This is a genomic window from Acinetobacter sp. B-6 (assembly GCF_056930735.1).
Map to the genome: position 1 here is coordinate 270,594 of NZ_JBXPBY010000004.1, position 19,369 is coordinate 289,962.

A 19,369-nucleotide genomic window follows, 5' to 3' on the forward strand; every position below is an offset into this window, starting at 1 on the left:
AAAAATAAAAAGCTCGGTATGTACCGAGCTTTTTAATGTATCTACTTAGAATCTATAGCTATAACCTAAAGTGTAGATTACTGGATCAATATCTAAGTCAAATTTTGCAGCAGTTGCGCCACCCGCAGTCACTTTCACTTCTGGGCTAAGTTGCGCATAACGTGCATCAAAGAAAACACCCCAGTTTTTCGCATCGGCTGGTTGGAAATTAAAACCAATTTGACCAGCAAAACCAAAGTCATCTTTCACTTTTACTTTCGTGCCAGTTAATGCGCCAGTTGATTCTTCATCCCACGCAACAAATGCTGTACCACCTACACCAATGTATGGTGTAAAACGTGTTGAGTTTTTAAAGTTATATTTAAAAGTAACAGTTGGTGGTAAATGTTTAAGTTTAACTGCTTTTTCACCATCCAAATTTACATCATGGCTGATCGGTGCAGCTAACAAAAGCTCAGCTGAAAATGGTGTTTCACCAAAGAAATATTCTACAGATGGTGTAAAAGCATATTCATGATCAGCTTTCACAGTACCAACACCTGCAACATTGGTGTCTTGAGTAGGTGAAATCACCGAACCACCAACTTTGACTTGCCAGTCTGCAAATGAAGCAGAAGAAATTCCCATTAATGTAATAAGAGCAAGTTGCTTTAACATTATAAATACCCCGCGTTGTTATTAATTAACATTAAACATAGGTATTAATTATTTTGCAACATCTATTTAAACACAAAAATAATCTTTATTTTTAAGTAATTGTTATATAGATAAATTTATTTTAATCATATTAAAATAGTTGGTTTTAAAAACCGACCAAATTAATCAAGATTATTGAGCATTTTTTCACAAAATAATCAGTTTATTATTATAAATTAGTAATGCATACAAAATACATGTTATATTTAAAATTTATTGAAAGATAAGAACCATTCTACTTTTTTGCATTGGTTAAAAATCAAACTTTGAATCATAAAATACTTATAAGTAAAAAAAAAGCTGTTTAGATTGCATCATAAACAGCCTCAAATATTCGCTATAACAATCTATAAAACCATAGCTGCAATCCAGCCAAAGACCAATAAAGGAATATTAAAATGGATAAATGTAGGTACAACAGTATCCCAAATATGATCATGCTGCCCATCCACTCCTAAACCTGCTGTAGGTCCGAGTGTAGAGTCTGAGGCAGGAGAACCCGCATCACCAAGCGCTGCCGCAGTACCGATGAGTGCGACCGTTGCCAGTGGCGAAAAACCAAATTGCACACACAATGGCACATAAATCACTGCAAGCACAGGAACGCTTGAGAAAGATGAACCGATTCCAATTGTCACAAATAAACCAATGAACAGCATTAAAAATGCCGCCAAAGCTTTATTATCACCGATCAGATGTACCACACCATTGACCAAATGATTGATATCTCCTGTATGCGTCATAACTGAGGCAAATCCAGCAGCAGAAATCATGATAAAACCGACCAATGCCATCATGCGCATACCTTGCACAAAAACATCATCCGCTTCTTGCCATTTAAAAATTCCTGCCGCAGACAATACAGCAAAACCAACCAATCCCCCAAGAATCATTGAACCAGAATACAGTTGCGAGATCAGCGTTAAAACGATTGCCAACAAAGCCATTAAAATGGTTTTCGTTGCAATTACAGGGGCTTGTTTGGCTTGCTGTTCTAAAGCAATACCATCTGCTTTGAGTTCTTCCACATTGACTGCACGAAGCGGTTTGTCTAAATCAATGGTGGTGATGGGTGCAACATCACGATCAACATATAGACGAGGTTTACGGTAACTGATAAATACTGCAACCAAAGTGCCGATCACCATGCCAAGCACAGGAATTGCCATCCCGATAGGCATCATGCTTCGTTCTACATGAAGTTGATATGCTGCTCCGATTTTATTGATGTTACCCATCAAAATTTGCTCTAAGAAAATCGCACCAAAACCAACAGGAAGGAAAATGTAAGTTCCAACTAACCCTAATGTCAGGACACATGCTGCCGCACGGCGATCAAGTTTTAAATGGTTCATTACTTTTAATAATGGTGGAACCAGTACTGGAATAAAAGCAATATGGACAGGAATCAAGTTTTGCGAACAAATAGCGGCAATCAACAAAATTCCCAACAGTAAAAATTTTACTTTTGTTGCTTGTTTTTGAGTCGCTTCCATCCCCAACAGACCAATTAACTTGTGTGCCAATAAATCAGGTAATCCTGACTTGGACAATGCCAAAGCAAAAGCACCTAATACAGCGTATGCCAATGCCACTTCAGCACCATCACCCAAGCCCGCATTAAATGCTTGAACAGTGTCAGCTAAGCTTAAACCTGCGACCAAACCACCTATAATTGCTGAAATGACCAATGTTAAAACAACAGAAACTCGTGCCAGTGATAAAATAAACATCACGGCAATCGCAATAACGACAGCATTCATAGAGAAATTTACGAAAATTTGAAAGGCGATATTTTATCAGATTCATATCAGTGAAGCTGTAAATTCATCCAATTGATGGCGAAATAACGAGGTAACCAGTATTGATCACCTCGATTCAGGGTATCAGCTTTTAATTATTTTTCAGTGCAAATTCTTGAATATATTGTGCAATTTCTTGAGATCGACTCAGTACCGCCCAGTGATTTGCATTAACCTCAACACGTTCAAATTCAGTCGCCCACTTTGGCACTTCATCAATCAACGCGGGACTGACAAATTTATCTTTTAAAAGAACCACTGCTTGCACAGGGCAGATCGCAAAACGCTGACGTGGACGCGCTAAACGTGGTAAAAAATTAGCGCGATATAACCCAATACCATGTTCACCATCTTTCGCAATATTTGAGTTTAAAGGTAGATCCTTTGTCTTCTCCAATTGCGCTAAAATTGCACCCCAACGCTGTGGACTGAAAAAATGCCAGACGGTAGGTGCAATAATAGGAAGTTGAAAAGCAACAATGTACCAAGATTTCAATAATTGTTTAAAAAATTTAGGTTTTTCATGTAAAAACTGCTCACGCATCCAAAATGCGGCATGATCTAAACATGGTCCCGACATGGTGGTATAAGACAAAATACGATTTTTAAATTTTGTTTCAGTAACCGACTCCCAAGATTGAATTGACCCCCAGTCATGGGCAGCTAAATGAAACTGACGTTCGGGCAGTAATTCATTGACCACACATTCCAAATCTAGCGATAACCGCGGTAAAGCATAATCACGGATACGTTTTGGAATAGAGGATTGCCCTGCGCCACGAACATCATAGGTCACAATATAAAATTGTGAAATCAATTGCTCTATAATCGGTTCCCAAACTTCCTGATTATCAGGATAACCATGCACCAAGACCAACGCGGGGTTTTCAGCATTCCCCCATGTTTTTGCATAAAGTTTTTGCTTATCCTGCGTCGAGATCCAATAAGTTTGCGCTTGCATTGAGTCACCTTTTATTGTTTTCACCATTGGCTATGATTTCGCTCTAGAGGGCATTTCGATCAATGCCACTTTGCCTTGAGTTCTTTATTATGGTTGAAAAATAGATAACTAGAATTGACCATGAATGCGCTAATCAAGAAACTACAGACAATTCCATTTGTATCTAGATTTATGTTGAATCATTTTTCTCCATACAAAGGTGCAGGAATTGAAATCGAAAAAATTGATCTGAAAAACTATCATATTCGGGTCAAAATGCCACTGACACGCAACAATCAAAACATTGTTGGGGTTCACTTTGGTGGCAGTTTATATTCGATGGTCGACCCATTTTATATGCTTCTTTTGATGCATCACCTTGGTCCTAAATACATGGTGTGGGACAAAGCTGCGAGCATTAATTTTCTATCACCCGGACGCAGTACGGTTTATGCCGATATTCGATTGGATGCTGCTGAAATCGAACATGTTAAAGATCTGGCACAGAACTATAAGCCTGTGTATCGTAACTACACATTAAATATTTTTGATGATTCAGGGTTACGAATTGCTGAAGTACAAAAAACCGTTTATATCCGTCGTAAGAATCCACATCCGTTAAAACGTTAATGACTTTAGTGCATGATCTTCAATATCGTTTAAACATGCTTAATGGTCTACTAAATAAGTTAAATATAAACGATAGAAATAAAAAAACGCTATGCTGAATCAATACACCATAGCGTTTTTATCGTTCATTGAGTGAGTTATTTGTTTTGCTCAATGGCTGCACCTGCGCCACCACCGATTGCACCACCAATTGCAGCACCAGCATCACCACCTAGAATACCTTTACCAATCACTGAACCAATACCTGCACCAACACCACTATAAGTTGCGTTGCGATTTGAACCATTACTTGCCTTGCTTCCTACAGCCGCGCCACCACCAGCACCGACAGCCGCACCAATACCATTACCTGCATGATTACCTAAGCCACCACCAACAGCACCACCAAGCGCTGCGGAACCGATACGCTTATCATTTGCAGACATGTTTTCACAACCTGTCAGCATCACGATAGGTAAAGCCACACACATTATGGTCATTATTTGCTTTTTCATGCTCTTATTCCTTCTGTTATTACAAAAAGTCAATCAAACAGCTCTTCCACTTGAAATTATCTCATGGAAAGTAAAGATAAATTCGTGAGGAAATGATTGCTTTATTGCATCCATTTGTAACTTTGTTTAACACTCGGCAATGACTTAAGCTTTGATCCAATCGCTACACATGGTGCATTCATGGAAGGTAAATTGCTTATTTTACGGATAAAAGCATGAACTCGTTATCAAGCTCCTATAAACTATAGCTAAGACTGGAGCTTATCATGTCACAAACTTCCACTTTAAAACGGGGACTCAATACCCGCCACATCCGTTTCCTTGCTTTAGGTTCTGCTATTGGCACAGGTTTATTCTACGGTTCAGCCTCAGCTATACAGCAAGCAGGTCCATCTGTACTACTGGCTTATATGATTGCAGGCATTGCAATTTATATTGTGATGCGTGCACTAGGTGAAATGGCTGTCCATAATCCTGTTTCAGATTCTTTTAGTCATTACGCTTCTGAATATATCAGTCCATTTGCAGGTTTTACCACAGGTTGGACCTATGTCTTTGAGATGGTCATTGTTGCGATCGCCGATGTCACTGCCTTTGGAATTTACATGGGGTTTTGGTTTCCCGATGTTGCACGTTGGGTTTGGATTCTGTCTCTAATTTTCTTTTTGGGTGCGATTAACCTGATCCATGTCAAAGTCTATGGTGAATTGGAATTTTGGTTATCCATCGTTAAGGTCACTGCCATTATTGCCATGATTTTGGGTGGTTTTGGCATCATGCTCTACGGTTTACATATTCCACATACTGAATTTAGTTCAGGTATATCGAACCTTTGGACACATGGCGGTTTCTTTCCCAATGGTATTGCTGGTTTTATTGCCTGCTTTTCTGTAGTTGTTTTTGCATTTGGTGGTATAGAAATCATTGGTGTGACTGCTGGAGAAACCAAAGATCCTAAAGTGGCAATACCTCAAGCCATCAATGCTGTTCCTTTTCGCATCATCCTATTCTATGTATTGACTATTTTTGTACTGATGTCGATTTTTCCTTGGAATCAAATCGGTTCTCATGGCAGTCCATTTGTGCAAATATTTGAAAGCCTAGGGATCAAATCAGCGGCTGCCGTTCTAAACATTGTGGTGATTACTGCTGCTGTTTCTGCAATTAACAGTGATGTTTTTGGTGCTGGGCGAATGATGTATGGCATGGCAATTAAAGGCAAAGCGCCAGCAAGTTTTGCCAAAACATCAAGAAATGGCGTACCGTTTATGACCGTAATCGTCATGGCAAGCGTGCTTTTGGTTGGGGTGCTCTTAAATTACCTGATTCCTGAAAATGTTTTTGAAATCATTGCCTCGATTGCAACATTTGCAACTGTTTATGTGTGGTTAATGATTTTATTAGCCCAGTTTGGTATGCGGAAAAAACTCAGTGCTGAAGAAATTAAAAAGCTCGATTTCCCTGTAGTTGGATGGCCTGTTGCACCGATTTTAGCCACAGCATTTATGGTCTTTGTCATTGCTATGATTGGTTATTTTCCAGCCTCACGTCCTGCACTTTATGTTGGTGCGATTTGGCTTGCCTTATTGGCTGTTGCTTATCAACTCTGGGTGAAACCACGATCTTCATAAATAAAAATTTGGATTTCACTGAACTTAAAACCGCTGAATTCCAGCGGTTTTTTTGCTCCCTTAGTTCTGCGATTTATTAAAATTTATCATTACGACTTGTACATTAATCGTTGTTTGATATTGATGATGATTGCAAATAGAACACCTATAATCCCTGTCAGTGCTAAAAGGAGAATGCCAAAGTAAAACAGTTCAGCCAAAATAATTCCCAATTTGTATTCATACAAAACTCGAAATAAATAACTGTTTTTAACACGGATAGACACCAATGAAGGATTTAAATGCCATAGGCTCAGTATCGTTGCAAAGCCAATGCAAAATGAGAAACAAGCAAAAATGATCACCGCATCTAAAGGTTTAAACTGATTGAGTTTAGGTTGCTCAACTTTCTCGTCTTTATCTATCGCATAAATAATCAGTAACGCCCACAGTGGACACAGCAAGCTCAGGTAGGTCTTAACAAACAGGCTAAATTGTTCTAACTCACCTGTGGTGGTACTTTGAATTTTTAAAAATTGATTGATCCATTGCATCATATCAATTTGCCAACCATGTTCCAATGCAGGTGCAGGCAGCAACATCATGAACAATAATGGACAAATCGTCATCAAAGTTAAGGTCTTCACTACAGTATTTATTTTCATTCTAGATTGATTTTAATTTCCATTTTTTGATTATATAAAAAAAGACGCCCTGAGGCGTCTTCTTCATTTCAAAAGCTGTTTAACTTAGAAAGAATCTTCGTTTAAAGCCTGAGAGAATGCTTGATCAACTTCGGAGAAGTCATTTACAAGCTCATGCTCAGCAGCTTCTGCTTCTTGACGACGACGTTCTAAGTGGTATGCAAGACCAGTACCTGCTGGAATCAAGCGACCTACAACAACGTTTTCTTTCAAGCCACGTAAATCATCTTCTTTACCTGTTACAGCCGCTTCAGTTAACACACGTGTGGTTTCCTGGAACGATGCAGCAGAGATGAACGAATCAGTAGAAAGCGATGCTTTGGTAATACCCATCAATTGACGTTCATACTTCGCAGGGAACTTGTTCTGAGCCAATACCGCTTGGTTTTCGCCCACAACGCGGATGTAATCCACTTGTTCGCCTTTGATGAAGCTTGTATCGCCGCCATCAGTAATGTCAACTTTACGCAACATTTGGCGCACGATCACTTCGATATGCTTATCGTTGATTTTTACACCTTGTAAGCGGTAAACGTCTTGAACTTCGTTCACGATGTAGTTGGTTAATGCAACTTCACCTTTCAAACGTAAGATGTCATGTGGGTTCTGTGGACCATCAGAAATGGTTTCACCACGGTTCACATGCTCACCTTCAAACACGTTAATGGTACGCCATTTAGGAATCAACTCTTCATAAATTTCAGAGCCATCATCTGGTGTAATCACTAAGCGGTTCTTACCTTTGGTTTCTTTACCAAAGCTTACAACACCTGAAATTTCAGCAAGGATTGCGTGCTCTTTCGGCTTACGCGCTTCGAACAAGTCAGCTACACGTGGCAGACCACCGGTAATATCACGAGTACGTGAAGTTTCTTGTGGTACACGACCAATGACATCACCCACACCAATCGTTTCGCCATCACGAACAGTCACGATTGTATTTTGTGGCAAGAAGTAGAACTGTTCGCCGCCATCGGTTGTATCCAACACGATTGCAGGACGTAAATCTTTACCAGAAGCAGGACGAGCTGTTACAGGTAAGATTTCAACAGTCGTCATACCTGTTGCATCATCAGTTTTCGATGTTGCAGTTACACCATCAGCAATTTGACTGAAACGTGCTTTACCAGCAACTTCTGTTACCAATGGATGTGTATGCGGATCCCAAGTTGCAACAATACCGCCGCCTTCTACAGGTTGACCATCTTTGATCAAGATCGACGCACCGTATGGAAGTTTATAACGTTCACGCTCACGACCTAAGTCATCCGCAATACCGATTTCACCTGAACGTGAAACAGATACCAAATGACCTTTGGCATGTTGAACAGTTTTAACGTTATGGAAACGAACTGTACCTTTGTTACGTACTTGAACACTGTTTGCAGCAGAAGTTCGGCTTGCAGCACCACCCACGTGGAATGTACGCATGGTTAACTGTGTACCAGGTTCACCAATTGATTGTGCAGCCATAACCCCAACAGATTCACCTGGATTCACCAAGTGACCGCGAGCCAAGTCACGACCATAACATTTCGCACATACACCGAATGTTGAAGCACAGTTTACAACTGAACGTACTTTAACTTCGTCAACACCGTTATCTTCAAGGAACGTTGCAAGTTTCTCGTCGATCAATGTGTTACGTGGAAGAAGGACATCATCTGTACCTGGTTTCTTGACATCTTCAGCAAGTACACGACCCAATACTCGAGCACCTAAGTTCTCGATGACATCACCACCTTGAATGAATGGAGTCATTACAAGACCGTCATAAGTACCACAATCTGGCTCAGTAATGACCAAATCTTGTGCTACGTCGACAAGACGACGTGTTAAGTAACCCGAGTTCGCAGTTTTAAGTGCTGTATCTGCCAAACCTTTACGCGCACCGTGTGTTGAAATGAAGTACTGAAGTACTGTCAAACCTTCACGGAAGTTTGCTTTAATCGGTGTTTCAATGATCGAACCATCTGGTTTAGCCATCAAACCACGCATACCTGCAAGCTGACGAATCTGAGCTGCCGAACCACGGGCACCAGAGTCAGACATCATGTAGATACTGTTGAATGATTTTTGCTTCTCATCTTCACCCTGTTTATTTTTAACAGTTGTGAATGACAAGTTATCCATCATCGCTTTTGCAACTTGGTCGTTGGTACGCGCCCAAATATCGACAACTTTGTTATAACGCTCACCAGCAGTTACGAAACCTTGCTCGAATTGTTGTTCAATTTCACGAACTTCAACTTCAGCTTTTTCAATAATTGCTTGCTTTTGTGGTGGAATCAACATGTCTTCCATACCCACAGAAACACCTGAACGTGTTGCTTGACGGAAGCCCAAGTACATCAATTGGTCAGCAAAGATAACAGTATCTTTCAAACCTAATTTACGGTAGCAAGAGTTAATCAATTTAGAGATGTTTTTCTTGGTCATCTCTACGTTGATTTGTTGGAAATCCATACCTTCAGGAACAACTTCCCAAAGTAAGCAACGACCCGGTGTTGTATCTACAACAATAGTTTGATGTTCACGGTTACCGTTGTCATCAATCACTGTTTGGTGTACACGCGCTTTAACACGAGCATGTAAATCAACTTGACCTGTCGCAAGTGCACGGTTTACTTCATGTGTGTCCGCAAACACCATGCCTTCACCTTTGGCGTTTACTGCATCACGTGTGATGTAGTAAAGACCCAATACAACGTCCTGAGAAGGTACGATGATTGGCTCACCATTTGCAGGTGACAAGATGTTATTTGTCGACATCATTAACGCACGAGCTTCTAACTGAGCTTCAAGTGTTAATGGTACGTGAACCGCCATTTGGTCACCATCGAAGTCGGCGTTAAACGCAGCACATACGAGTGGGTGTAAACGAATCGCTTTACCTTCAATCAAGATAGGTTCAAATGCTTGAAGACCTAAACGGTGAAGTGTTGGCGCACGGTTCAACATAACAGGATGCTGACGAATTACAGATGCAAGAACGTCCCATACTTCTGGTGTTTCACGCTCAACCATTTTCTTCGCAGCTTTAATAGTTGTTGCTTGACCTGAAGCTTGTAATTTCGCAAAAATGAATGGCTTGAATAATTCAAGTGCCATTTTCTTTGGAAGACCACATTGGTGCAAACGTAATGATGGACCTACGGTAATCACCGAACGACCTGAATAGTCAACACGCTTACCAAGTAAGTTTTGACGGAAACGACCTTGTTTACCTTTGATCATATCAGCCAAAGATTTAAGCGGACGTTTGTTCGAACCTGTAATCGCACGACCACGACGACCGTTGTCTAACAATGCATCGACAGACTCTTGTAACATACGTTTTTCGTTACGTACGATAATGTCTGGCGCAGCAAGGTCAAGAAGACGTTTTAAACGGTTGTTACGGTTAATCACACGACGGTAAAGATCGTTCAAGTCAGAAGTCGCAAAACGACCACCTTCAAGCGGTACTAACGGACGAAGATCAGGTGGAAGTACTGGAAGTACATTCATCACCATCCATTCTGGCTTGTTGTTTGACTCTTTGAACGCTTCCATCAACTTCAAACGTTTAGACGCTTTTTTAAGCTTAGTTTCTGAAGTTGTGTTTGGAATTTCTTCACGTAAACGAGAAATTTCAGCTTCAAGATCGATATCTTTCAACAAGTCTTGAACTGCTTCAGCACCCATTTTAGCGCTGAATTCATCACCATGTTCTTCTAACGCAGTAAAGTATTCTTCATCATTAAGAAGTTGGTACTTCTCCATTGGCGTCATGCCTGGATCAGTCACCACATAAGATTCGAAATACAATACACGTTCAATATCACGCAAAGTCATATCAAGAAGTAAACCGATACGGCTTGGTAATGATTTCAAGAACCAAATATGAGCAACAGGAGAAGCCAATTCGATGTGACCCATACGCTCACGACGAACTTTCGCAGTTGTTACTTCAACGCCACATTTTTCACAAATGACGCCTTTGTATTTCATACGCTTGTATTTACCGCACAAGCATTCGTAATCTTTTACTGGACCAAAGATTTTGGCACAGAATAAACCATCACGTTCTGGCTTAAACGTACGATAGTTAATGGTTTCTGGCTTTTTAACTTCACCGTGAGACCATGACTTAATCATTTCTGGTGACGCAAGACCAATACGGATGCGATCAAACTCTACTGGAGCATGACCGTCTGAGTCCGTCTTTTTGCGCATGATATCGAGCAAGTCTTTCAATTTTTTTCTCCGTGTGCCGAAGAGGCATTTTCTCTACGGCTGGGTCACAAATATTGTTTTTTCACTGAGATCTGGAATCTCCCCTCCCCCCTCTTTAACAAAGAGGGGAAATCCCCCCTTTAACAAAGGGGGATCAAGGGGGATTTAGTCACCATTTTTCAGTTCAATGTTGATACCTAAAGAACGGATCTCTTTGGTCAATACGTTGAACGATTCAGGCATACCCGGATCCATATAATGGTTACCATCTACAATGTTCTTATAGATGCGAGTACGACCTTCAACGTCATCCGATTTCACAGTTAACATTTCTTGAAGTGTATAAGCAGCACCATAAGCCTCAAGTGCCCAAACTTCCATCTCACCGAAACGCTGACCACCGAATTGTGCTTTACCACCAAGCGGTTGTTGAGTCACCAGTGAGTAAGAACCAGTAGAACGTGCATGCATTTTGTCGTCAACCAAGTGGTTCAACTTGAGCATGTACATATAACCTACTGTTACTGGGCGGTCAAAACGCTCACCTGTACGTCCATCATACAATACTGTTTGACCTGTACGTGAGATACCACCAAGTTCAAGTAACTCTTTGATTTGTCCTTCTTCTGCACCATCAAATACTGGTGTAGCTAAAGGAACACCTTTACGCAAGTTACCTGATAACACCAAGATTTCTTCATCGGTCAAGCTATCAAGATCTTCTTGCTCGCCACCAACTTTGTTATAAATCTTGTCTAAGAATTCACGAAGTTCAAGAACAGTACGTTGCTCTTTCATCATCTTGTCGATCTTATCGCCAAGACCTTTCGCTGCCATACCCAAGTGAGTTTCAAGAATCTGACCCACGTTCATACGTGATGGTACACCGAGTGGGTTAAGTACCACATCCACAGGAACACCATGGATGTCATGCGGCATGTCTTCAACTGGTAAGATGTTTGATACAACACCCTTGTTACCGTGACGACCCGCCATCTTATCACCAGGCTGGATACGACGTTTAACTGCAAGATAAACTTTAACAACTTTCAATACGCCAGTTGTCAGTTCATCACCCGTTGAAAGTTTACGTTTTTTCTCAGCAAACTTCTCATCGATCTCGTGGCTCTTCTCTTTCAAGAACACTTGAATCTGCGTTAAACGCTCAGCAATACCTTCGTCTGCTGGTTGAACTTCTAACAGATCAACAAGCTCTAAGTTAGACAGTACGTCTTCAGTTAGCTTGTCACCACGTTTCGTTGTACCACCACCATTTGACTCTTGACCTTTCAATAAACGCACAATACGTTCACGAGCAGCTTCTTCGAAGATTTTGAATTCTTCTTTCAAGTCTTTACGGTAAGCATCAAGTTGCGCTTTTTCAATTGCTTGAGCACGCTCATCTTTCTCGATACCGTCACGTGTAAACACTTGAACGTCAATCACTGTACCTTTTACGCTTGAAGAAACACGTAAAGAAGAGTCTTTTACATCCGCAGCTTTTTCACCGAAAATTGCACGAAGTAATTTTTCTTCAGGTGTTAATTGTGTTTCACCTTTAGGCGTTACCTTACCAACAAGGATGTCACCTGCTGAAACTTCAGCACCGATATAAACAATACCTGATTCATCAAGTTTAGATAAAGCTGCTTCACCCACGTTAGGAATATCAGCAGTAATTTCTTCTGCACCTAACTTGGTATCACGCGCTACACATGACAACTCTTGGATGTGAATCGAAGTCAAACGGTCTTCTTGAAGTACACGCTCAGATAATAAGATCGAGTCTTCGTAGTTATAACCGTTCCACGTCATGAACGCGACACGCATGTTTTGACCAAGCGCTAATTCACCACCGTCAGTTGATGGACCATCAGCAAGAACGTCACCACGACCTACTTTATCGCCCAAGCTCACAAGAACTTTTTGGTTGATACAAGTGTTTTGGTTTGAACGTGTGTATTTGATCAAGTTGTAGATATCTACACCTGCTTCACCCGCGATCATTTCATCTTCGTTCACACGAATAACAACACGAGAAGCATCAACGAACTCAATACGTCCGCCACGTTTTGCGATTACACACACACCAGAGTCATGCGCTACGTTTGCTTCCATACCTGTACCAACAAGTGGCTTGTCAGCAAGCAATGTAGGAACAGCCTGACGTTGCATGTTTGAACCCATTAATGCACGGTTCGCATCATCGTGTTCAAGGAATGGAATAAGTGATGCAGCAACAGAAACAACCTGTTGAGCAGATACATCCATATGCGTCACTTTTTCAGGAGGCATACGAACGAATTCACCTTGATGACGTACAGAAACGAATTCTTCAGTCAAGTGACCGTCTTTATCTACACCAGAATCGGCTTGTGCAATTACAGTGCCTACTTCTTCAATCGCAGATAAATACTCAACATCATCCGTTACACGACCATCAACAACTTTACGGTATGGAGTTTCCAAGAAACCAAAGTTGTTGGCTTTTGCATATACAGAAAGTGAGTTGATCAAACCAATGTTTGGACCTTCAGGTGTCTCAATTGGACATACACGACCATAGTGAGTTTGATGTACGTCACGTACCTCAAAGCCTGCGCGTTCACGTGTCAAACCACCAGGACCAAGCGCTGAAACACGACGTTTGTGCGTAATTTCAGACAATGGATTGTTTTGATCCATAAACTGAGACAATTGGCTTGAACCAAAGAATTCTTTGATTGCAGCTGCAACTGGTTTCGCATTGATCAAATCTTGTGGAGACAAGTTATCTGTTTCAGCTTGGTTTAAACGCTCTTTTACAGCACGTTCAACACGAACTAGACCAACACGGAATTGGTTTTCTGTCATTTCACCAACAGAACGTACACGACGGTTACCTAAGTGATCGATATCGTCGACTTCACCTTTACCGTTACGGATTTCTACCAATGTTTTCAATACATCAATGATGTCATCGTTAGAAAGAATACCTTCTACTTCACGAGACTTCTGATCTGTACCGACTTCATAAGGACGACCCAAACGACGGTTAAACTTCATACGACCTACAGGAGACAAGTCATAACGCTCTGTAGAGAAGAATAAGTTATTGAATAAGTTTTCAGCCGCTTCTTTTGTTGGTGGCTCACCTGGACGCATGACTTTGTAGATTTCTACAAGTGCTTCTTCACGACCTGTTGTCGTATCTGCACGTAGTGTATCTGCAACAAACGAACCACGATCGATATCATTGGTGAACAAGATGTTAAATTGTTTAACACCACCTTCAGCGATTTTAACCAATACTTCATGGCTTAAAATGGTATTGGCAGCAATCACTTCACCATCACGTAAAGTAATATCTTCAGCTGTAATACGCTCATACAAGTATTCATCAGGAACAGAAAGTTTAGTTAAACCCGCAGCTTCCATTTGACGCACATGACGTGCATTGATACGTTTACCTTGTTCAACAATCACTTTACCGTCATTGTCTGCAATATCGAACTGCGCCATTTCACCGCGAAGGCGTTCTGGAACAAGGTCAATCTGATAGCTACCCATATCAAGATATACAGGTACTTTCTCATAGAACATATTGAGAATTTGTTCATTGCTATAGTTCAATGCACGTAGAATAACAGTCGCCAACAATTTACGACGACGGTCAATACGAACAAATACTAAGTCTTTAGCATCAAATTCAAAATCCAACCATGACCCACGGTAAGGAATGATACGTGCTGAATAAAGCACTTTACCACTTGAATGAGTTTTACCCTTATCGTGATCAAAGAAGACGCCTGGAGAACGGTGTAATTGAGATACGATTACACGCTCAGTACCATTGATTACAAAAGTACCATTCTCAGTCATGAGTGGCATTTCGCCCATGTACACTTCTTGTTCACGTACGTCTTTGATAGATTTCGTTTCACGATCTTTGATGATCAAACGAATTTTAACGCGCATTGGTGCCGCAAAGGTTGAACCGCGAAGAATACACTCGCGAACATCAAACTCTGGTTTACCAAGACTATACTCAACGAATTCTAAAGCAGCATTGCCCGAATAACTTTCAATAGGAAAAACTGAACGAAATGCAGCTTGGAGACCGATATCTTCGCGATTTTTTGGAGTTTTGCCATCTTGCAAGAATGTTCTGTACGAGTCGACTTGAATCGCGAGCAAGTACGGAGCATGCATGACTTGGGGCAATTTACCAAAATTCTTACGGATCCGTTTCTTTTCGGTATATGAGTATGCCATCTGGAGTCCTCGGAAAGTAAACTAAGCCCGCCTGCAGAACGAACTTAGAAGGAATTACGCAGGTCGATATGACCACCACTTTTATACAAATGCTGCAAATTTCAGTGGTACAAAACGCTTAACAATATTTTTAAAACTGAAAAATATTGGTAAGCGTTTGATTATGTTTATTTATTTTAAAAATTGATGATTTTTATATCAATCAATCTAAAATCGAGCCGATTATTGTAACGCAAAAAGGCTGATGACCCAAGAGCCATCAGCCAATTTGTGGAGCCGATTATAAAAAAATCGACTCCCCTTAAGATTACTTAAGTGTAACTGTAGCACCAGCTTCTTCAAGTTTCTTCTTAAGTTCTTCGCCTTCTTCTTTAGAAACCGCTTCTTTAACAACTGAAGGAGCGCCTTCAACAAGATCTTTAGCTTCTTTAAGACCAAGACCAGTAGCTTCACGAACTGCTTTAATTACAGCAACTTTGTTAGCACCGAAAGAAGTCAACTCAACGTTGAATTCAGATTGCTCTTCAGCAGCAGCAGCGCCAGCACCTGGAGCAGCAGCTACAGCTACAGCAGCTGCAGATACGTTGAATTTTTCTTCGAAAGCAGAAATAAGTTCAACAAGTTCAAGAACAGTTTTTTCAGCAACTGCGTTTAAGATTTCTTCGTTAGTTAAAGCCATGAGAATAACTCCAAATGGATATTGAATGGTGTGTGAAAATTTTTAAGCTTAAGCTGCTTCTGACTCGTTTTTCTCTTTGAGTGCTGTAATAAGGCGACCCAATTTCGAAATAGGAGCTTGAAGAACATTGGCAAGCATAGTAAGTGCTTTTTCTTGGTTTGGAAGATTTGCGATAACGCTAACATCTGCACCTTGATAAACTTTGCCATCAAATGCAGCAGCTTTTAGTTCAAATGCTTTGTTAGTTTTAGCAAAATCTTCAAACAAGCGAGCAGCTGCGCCCATGTCGTCTTCAGAAGTTGAAAAAGCTAGAATAGTTGGACCAACAAGGTTCTCATCTAAAATAGAGAATTGAGTACCTTCAAGTGCACGCTTAGCCAAAGTGTTACGCACGATACGTGTTTTAACACCTAACTTACGAGCTTCTACGCGAAGTGTAGTCAATTGTTCTACTGTTAAACCTTGGTAGTCAGCAACAACAGCAGCAAACGCTACAGAAGCAACTTCATTTACTTCAGCAACGATCTGTTTTTTGTCTTCGATAAGAAGAGCCATTGTAAAACCTCCTAACGGTGATTTATGCAATCCACAAATGGACTGCACTCCCAATTCGCAAGTCAATTTCTCAACTTACACGCGGAGGAGGAATCAATCACACCACCGCGTCTACTCAGACTGGTATTTTAAGAAGCAAATCCTGAGACCTGCCTCGCCTGAGGTCTTTGACGCTGATAAACTTACATCTATCAATTCAAAGTCCGCCTGAGAACCCATCAGCAAGTAAACCTTGCCAACTCACAAGATGAGAAAAAACCTCGAATGAAGCTTTCCTCATTTTGCGCAAAATTTAAAAACCATGTTTTAAACTTCACTCAGGACTTTAAAATTCTTTTATTGCAAATAATTATCTATAAAATAATTATTTAGTAACGTTCTGTACGTCTACAACAAGACCAGGACCCATCGTTGAGCTCAAAGTGATCTTTTGGATGTAGATACCTTTAGAAGTCGCAGGTTTTGCTTTCTTAAGGTCAGCAATAAGTGCTTCAACGTTTGAACGAACAGCTTCAGCAGTAAAACCTACTTGACCGATCGCAGCGTGGATGATACCCGCTTTGTCTACACGGTAACGTGCTTGACCTGCTTTTGCATTTTTAACTGCAGTTGCAACGTCAGGAGTTACTGTACCCACTTTAGGGTTTGGCATTAAGCCACGTGGACCAAGGATCGTACCTAACTTACCTACAACGCGCATTGCATCTGGAGCAGCAATCACAACATCAAAGTCTAAGTTACCTGCTTGAATGCTTTCAGCAAGATCATCAAAACCAACAACGTCCGCGCCTTCAGCTTTAGCAGCTTCAGCAGCAGCGCCTTGAGCAAACACAGCTACACGTACAGTTTTACCAGTACCTGCAGGAAGTGTAGTCGCGCCACGAACAACTTGGTCAGATTTACGAGGATCAACACCTAGGTTTACCGCAACATCCAAAGATTCTTTGAATTTTGCAGCAGGAAGGCTGCTAAGAACTTGTACCGCTTCTTCCAAAGTATAAACTTTGTTTGCTTCTACAGCAGCAGCAATGGCTTTTTGACGTTTAGTTAACTTTGCCATGTCTTATAGCTCCACTTCCAAGCCCATAGAACGCGCAGAACCAGCAATGGTACGTACACGTGCGTCTAAATCAGCACCAGTTAAATCTGGTTCTTTAGTAGTCGCAATTTCTTCTAATTGAGCACGAGTCAACTTACCAACTTTAGTTTTGTTTGGTACAGATGAACCCTTTTGAATACCAGCAGCTTTCTTAAGAAGAATAGATGCAGGTGGAGTTTTCATGATGAATGTGAACGACTTATCGTTGTACACAGTGATCACTACAGGAATTGGAAGACCTGGTTCAACTTTTTGTGTAGCAGCATTGAATTCTTTACAGAATGCCATGATGTTCACACCACGTTGACCTAGTGCAGGACCGATTGGTGGAGATGGATTCGCTTTACCAGCTGGAACTTGCAGCTTGATATAGCCGTCAATCTTCTTAGCCATTTCAAATTACCTCTGGGTACAAACGCCTTTTAGAGCTCCCCAAGTTTTCAAGTAACGATACCGTTACAACAACAATGCCCGATCCATAACAAATCGGGCGCTTTTGAACAATTCAAATTAAATTGTTTTTTCGACTTGGCGAAATTCCAATTCAACTTGAGTTGGTCGATTAAATACGTTAATCGTCAACGTTAAACGTGATTTTTCGTACTGAACTTCTTCCACCACACCTTTAAAGTCTGTGAATGGACCGTCAGTAACAAGTAATTCTTCACCCGGCTCAAACATCGTCTTAGGACGAGGTGCTTCACCTTTGTTGTGCACACGTGCAAGAATCGCATCAGCTTCTTTTTGCGTAATTGGCGCCGGTTTTTCAGCAGTACCACCAATGAAACCCAATACTTTTGGACATTCTTTAACAATGTGCCAAGTTTCATCATTCATTTCCATTTCGACCAATACATAGCCTGGAAAGAATTTACGCTCTGATTTACGTTTCTTACCATCCTTCATTTCTACCACTTCTTCGGTAGGAACAAGGACTTCACCAAAACTATCAGCAACAGCGCTACGCTGGATTCGATCATTAAGTGAACGCATCACTTGTTTTTCATAGCCTGAATAGGCATGAATAATGTACCAACGTTTCATAGCTCTCTTACCCGATAATAAACTTCATAAACCAACCGATGATATAGTCAAAACACCACAAAATAATTGCGGCAACTACAACAACGAGGAGAACCTGCCATGAAGTGGTTACTGTTTCATGTTTCGTAGGCCAAGTGACTCGACGCAATTCGATACGCGAATCTTTAAGCAAACGAACAAAGCCTTTGCCTTGATGGGTGGCGTATAATAAACCTAAAGCTACGATGATACAAGCTATAATTACCCCAATACGCACCCAGATACTATTTGCTGGTGCCCAATACGCTGGAAGATATTGATTTGTCATCAAAGCACAGCCAAATAAAGCCAATGCAATGATCCACAAAATAAAATCAAATGGAGAACTTGTCTTCACCATTTCAGCTGAATTGTTGCTTTGAGGAATTGCCGCGCCGCCTGTTGCGTCACGTGATTTATCGTTCGACATTTTTGTACTCGTCGTAGGTTTCGCGACTTATTATATGACCAGTTTAGCCGACATCAAGTTTTTTATTTAAAAACTGGCAGGTCAGGAGGGACTCGAACCCCCAACATTCGGTTTTGGAGACCGACGCTCTACCAATTGAACTACTGACCTAATAAGCAAACCGAGAGCCGAAACTCTCGGTAAGAATAAACATTTT

15 protein-coding genes and 1 tRNA gene are annotated in these 19,369 nt (G+C 40.9%); 2 read left to right on the plus strand and 14 right to left on the minus strand.

The window, feature by feature from the left end; translation table 11 throughout:
- Positions 1 to 45: 45 nt before the first annotated feature.
- From AC1Z3T_RS07380 to AC1Z3T_RS07390, 3 genes are all read right to left on the minus strand, one after another.
- Entirely contained in the window at positions 46 to 657 is a 612-nt protein-coding gene (locus AC1Z3T_RS07380; RefSeq protein WP_009584462.1) for an OmpW/AlkL family protein, read from the minus strand.
- 386 nt (positions 658 to 1,043) lie between these two features.
- On the minus strand, positions 1,044 to 2,459 hold the full coding sequence (locus tag AC1Z3T_RS07385; RefSeq protein WP_004826254.1) for a Na+/H+ antiporter family protein: 1,416 nt from the start codon (positions 2,457 to 2,459) through the stop codon (positions 1,044 to 1,046).
- Between the two features lie 130 nt (positions 2,460 to 2,589).
- Positions 2,590 to 3,459, minus strand: a complete 870-nt coding sequence (locus tag AC1Z3T_RS07390; protein ID WP_100886335.1) for an alpha/beta fold hydrolase — start codon at positions 3,457 to 3,459, stop codon at positions 2,590 to 2,592.
- 120 nt (positions 3,460 to 3,579) lie between these two features.
- On the opposite strand from AC1Z3T_RS07390, the gene AC1Z3T_RS07395 reads away from it, so the two are divergent.
- On the plus strand, positions 3,580 to 4,068 hold the full coding sequence (locus AC1Z3T_RS07395) for a PaaI family thioesterase (RefSeq protein ID WP_005035285.1): 489 nt from the start codon (positions 3,580 to 3,582) through the stop codon (positions 4,066 to 4,068).
- Positions 4,069 to 4,205: 137 nt separating this feature from the next.
- Here AC1Z3T_RS07395 and AC1Z3T_RS07400 read toward each other — a convergent pair whose 3' ends face one another.
- Complete coding sequence (locus AC1Z3T_RS07400; RefSeq protein ID WP_009584442.1) at positions 4,206 to 4,562, minus strand: hypothetical protein; 357 nt, start codon at positions 4,560 to 4,562, stop codon at positions 4,206 to 4,208.
- A 266-nt stretch (positions 4,563 to 4,828) separates the two neighbouring features.
- Between AC1Z3T_RS07400 and AC1Z3T_RS07405 the strand changes: the two genes are divergently transcribed.
- Positions 4,829 to 6,193 (plus strand): amino acid permease, encoded by a 1,365-nt coding sequence (locus AC1Z3T_RS07405; RefSeq protein WP_004826246.1) that lies wholly within the window; start codon positions 4,829 to 4,831, stop codon positions 6,191 to 6,193.
- A gap of 89 nt (positions 6,194 to 6,282) precedes the next feature.
- Here the strand turns inward: AC1Z3T_RS07405 and AC1Z3T_RS07410 are convergent, their stop codons facing one another.
- The 10 genes from AC1Z3T_RS07410 to AC1Z3T_RS07455 all read right to left on the minus strand — a co-directional run bounded on the left by AC1Z3T_RS07410 (position 6,283) and on the right by AC1Z3T_RS07455 (position 19,323).
- Positions 6,283 to 6,837 carry a hypothetical protein gene (locus AC1Z3T_RS07410; protein ID WP_419320185.1) on the minus strand — a complete coding sequence of 185 codons (555 nt, stop codon included), beginning with the start codon at positions 6,835 to 6,837 and terminating at the stop codon, positions 6,283 to 6,285.
- A gap of 84 nt (positions 6,838 to 6,921) precedes the next feature.
- The gene (rpoC, locus tag AC1Z3T_RS07415; RefSeq protein ID WP_004826243.1) at positions 6,922 to 11,115 is read right to left on the minus strand and encodes a DNA-directed RNA polymerase subunit beta'; all 4,194 of its coding nucleotides are present in this window, start codon (positions 11,113 to 11,115) and stop codon (positions 6,922 to 6,924) included.
- Positions 11,116 to 11,259: 144 nt separating this feature from the next.
- Positions 11,260 to 15,348, minus strand: coding sequence for a DNA-directed RNA polymerase subunit beta (gene rpoB / locus AC1Z3T_RS07420; protein WP_004826241.1), 4,089 nt, complete (start codon positions 15,346 to 15,348; stop codon positions 11,260 to 11,262).
- A gap of 307 nt (positions 15,349 to 15,655) precedes the next feature.
- A complete protein-coding gene (rplL, locus tag AC1Z3T_RS07425; protein WP_004826239.1) occupies positions 15,656 to 16,027 on the minus strand; it encodes a 50S ribosomal protein L7/L12 in 372 nt (123 codons plus the stop codon).
- 48 nt (positions 16,028 to 16,075) lie between these two features.
- Entirely contained in the window at positions 16,076 to 16,582 is a 507-nt protein-coding gene (gene rplJ / locus AC1Z3T_RS07430; protein WP_004826238.1) for a 50S ribosomal protein L10, read from the minus strand.
- Between the two features lie 364 nt (positions 16,583 to 16,946).
- Entirely contained in the window at positions 16,947 to 17,642 is a 696-nt protein-coding gene (gene rplA, locus AC1Z3T_RS07435) for a 50S ribosomal protein L1 (protein ID WP_004826236.1), read from the minus strand.
- A 3-nt stretch (positions 17,643 to 17,645) separates the two neighbouring features.
- Positions 17,646 to 18,074, minus strand: a complete 429-nt coding sequence (rplK, locus tag AC1Z3T_RS07440) for a 50S ribosomal protein L11 (protein WP_001074682.1) — start codon at positions 18,072 to 18,074, stop codon at positions 17,646 to 17,648.
- A gap of 117 nt (positions 18,075 to 18,191) precedes the next feature.
- The gene (gene nusG, locus AC1Z3T_RS07445; RefSeq protein WP_004718486.1) at positions 18,192 to 18,725 is read right to left on the minus strand and encodes a transcription termination/antitermination protein NusG; all 534 of its coding nucleotides are present in this window, start codon (positions 18,723 to 18,725) and stop codon (positions 18,192 to 18,194) included.
- Between the two features lie 7 nt (positions 18,726 to 18,732).
- On the minus strand, positions 18,733 to 19,173 hold the full coding sequence (gene secE / locus AC1Z3T_RS07450; protein ID WP_004826233.1) for a preprotein translocase subunit SecE: 441 nt from the start codon (positions 19,171 to 19,173) through the stop codon (positions 18,733 to 18,735).
- A 74-nt stretch (positions 19,174 to 19,247) separates the two neighbouring features.
- A tRNA-Trp gene (locus AC1Z3T_RS07455) sits at positions 19,248 to 19,323 on the minus strand.
- Between the last annotated feature and the right edge of the window lie 46 nt (positions 19,324 to 19,369).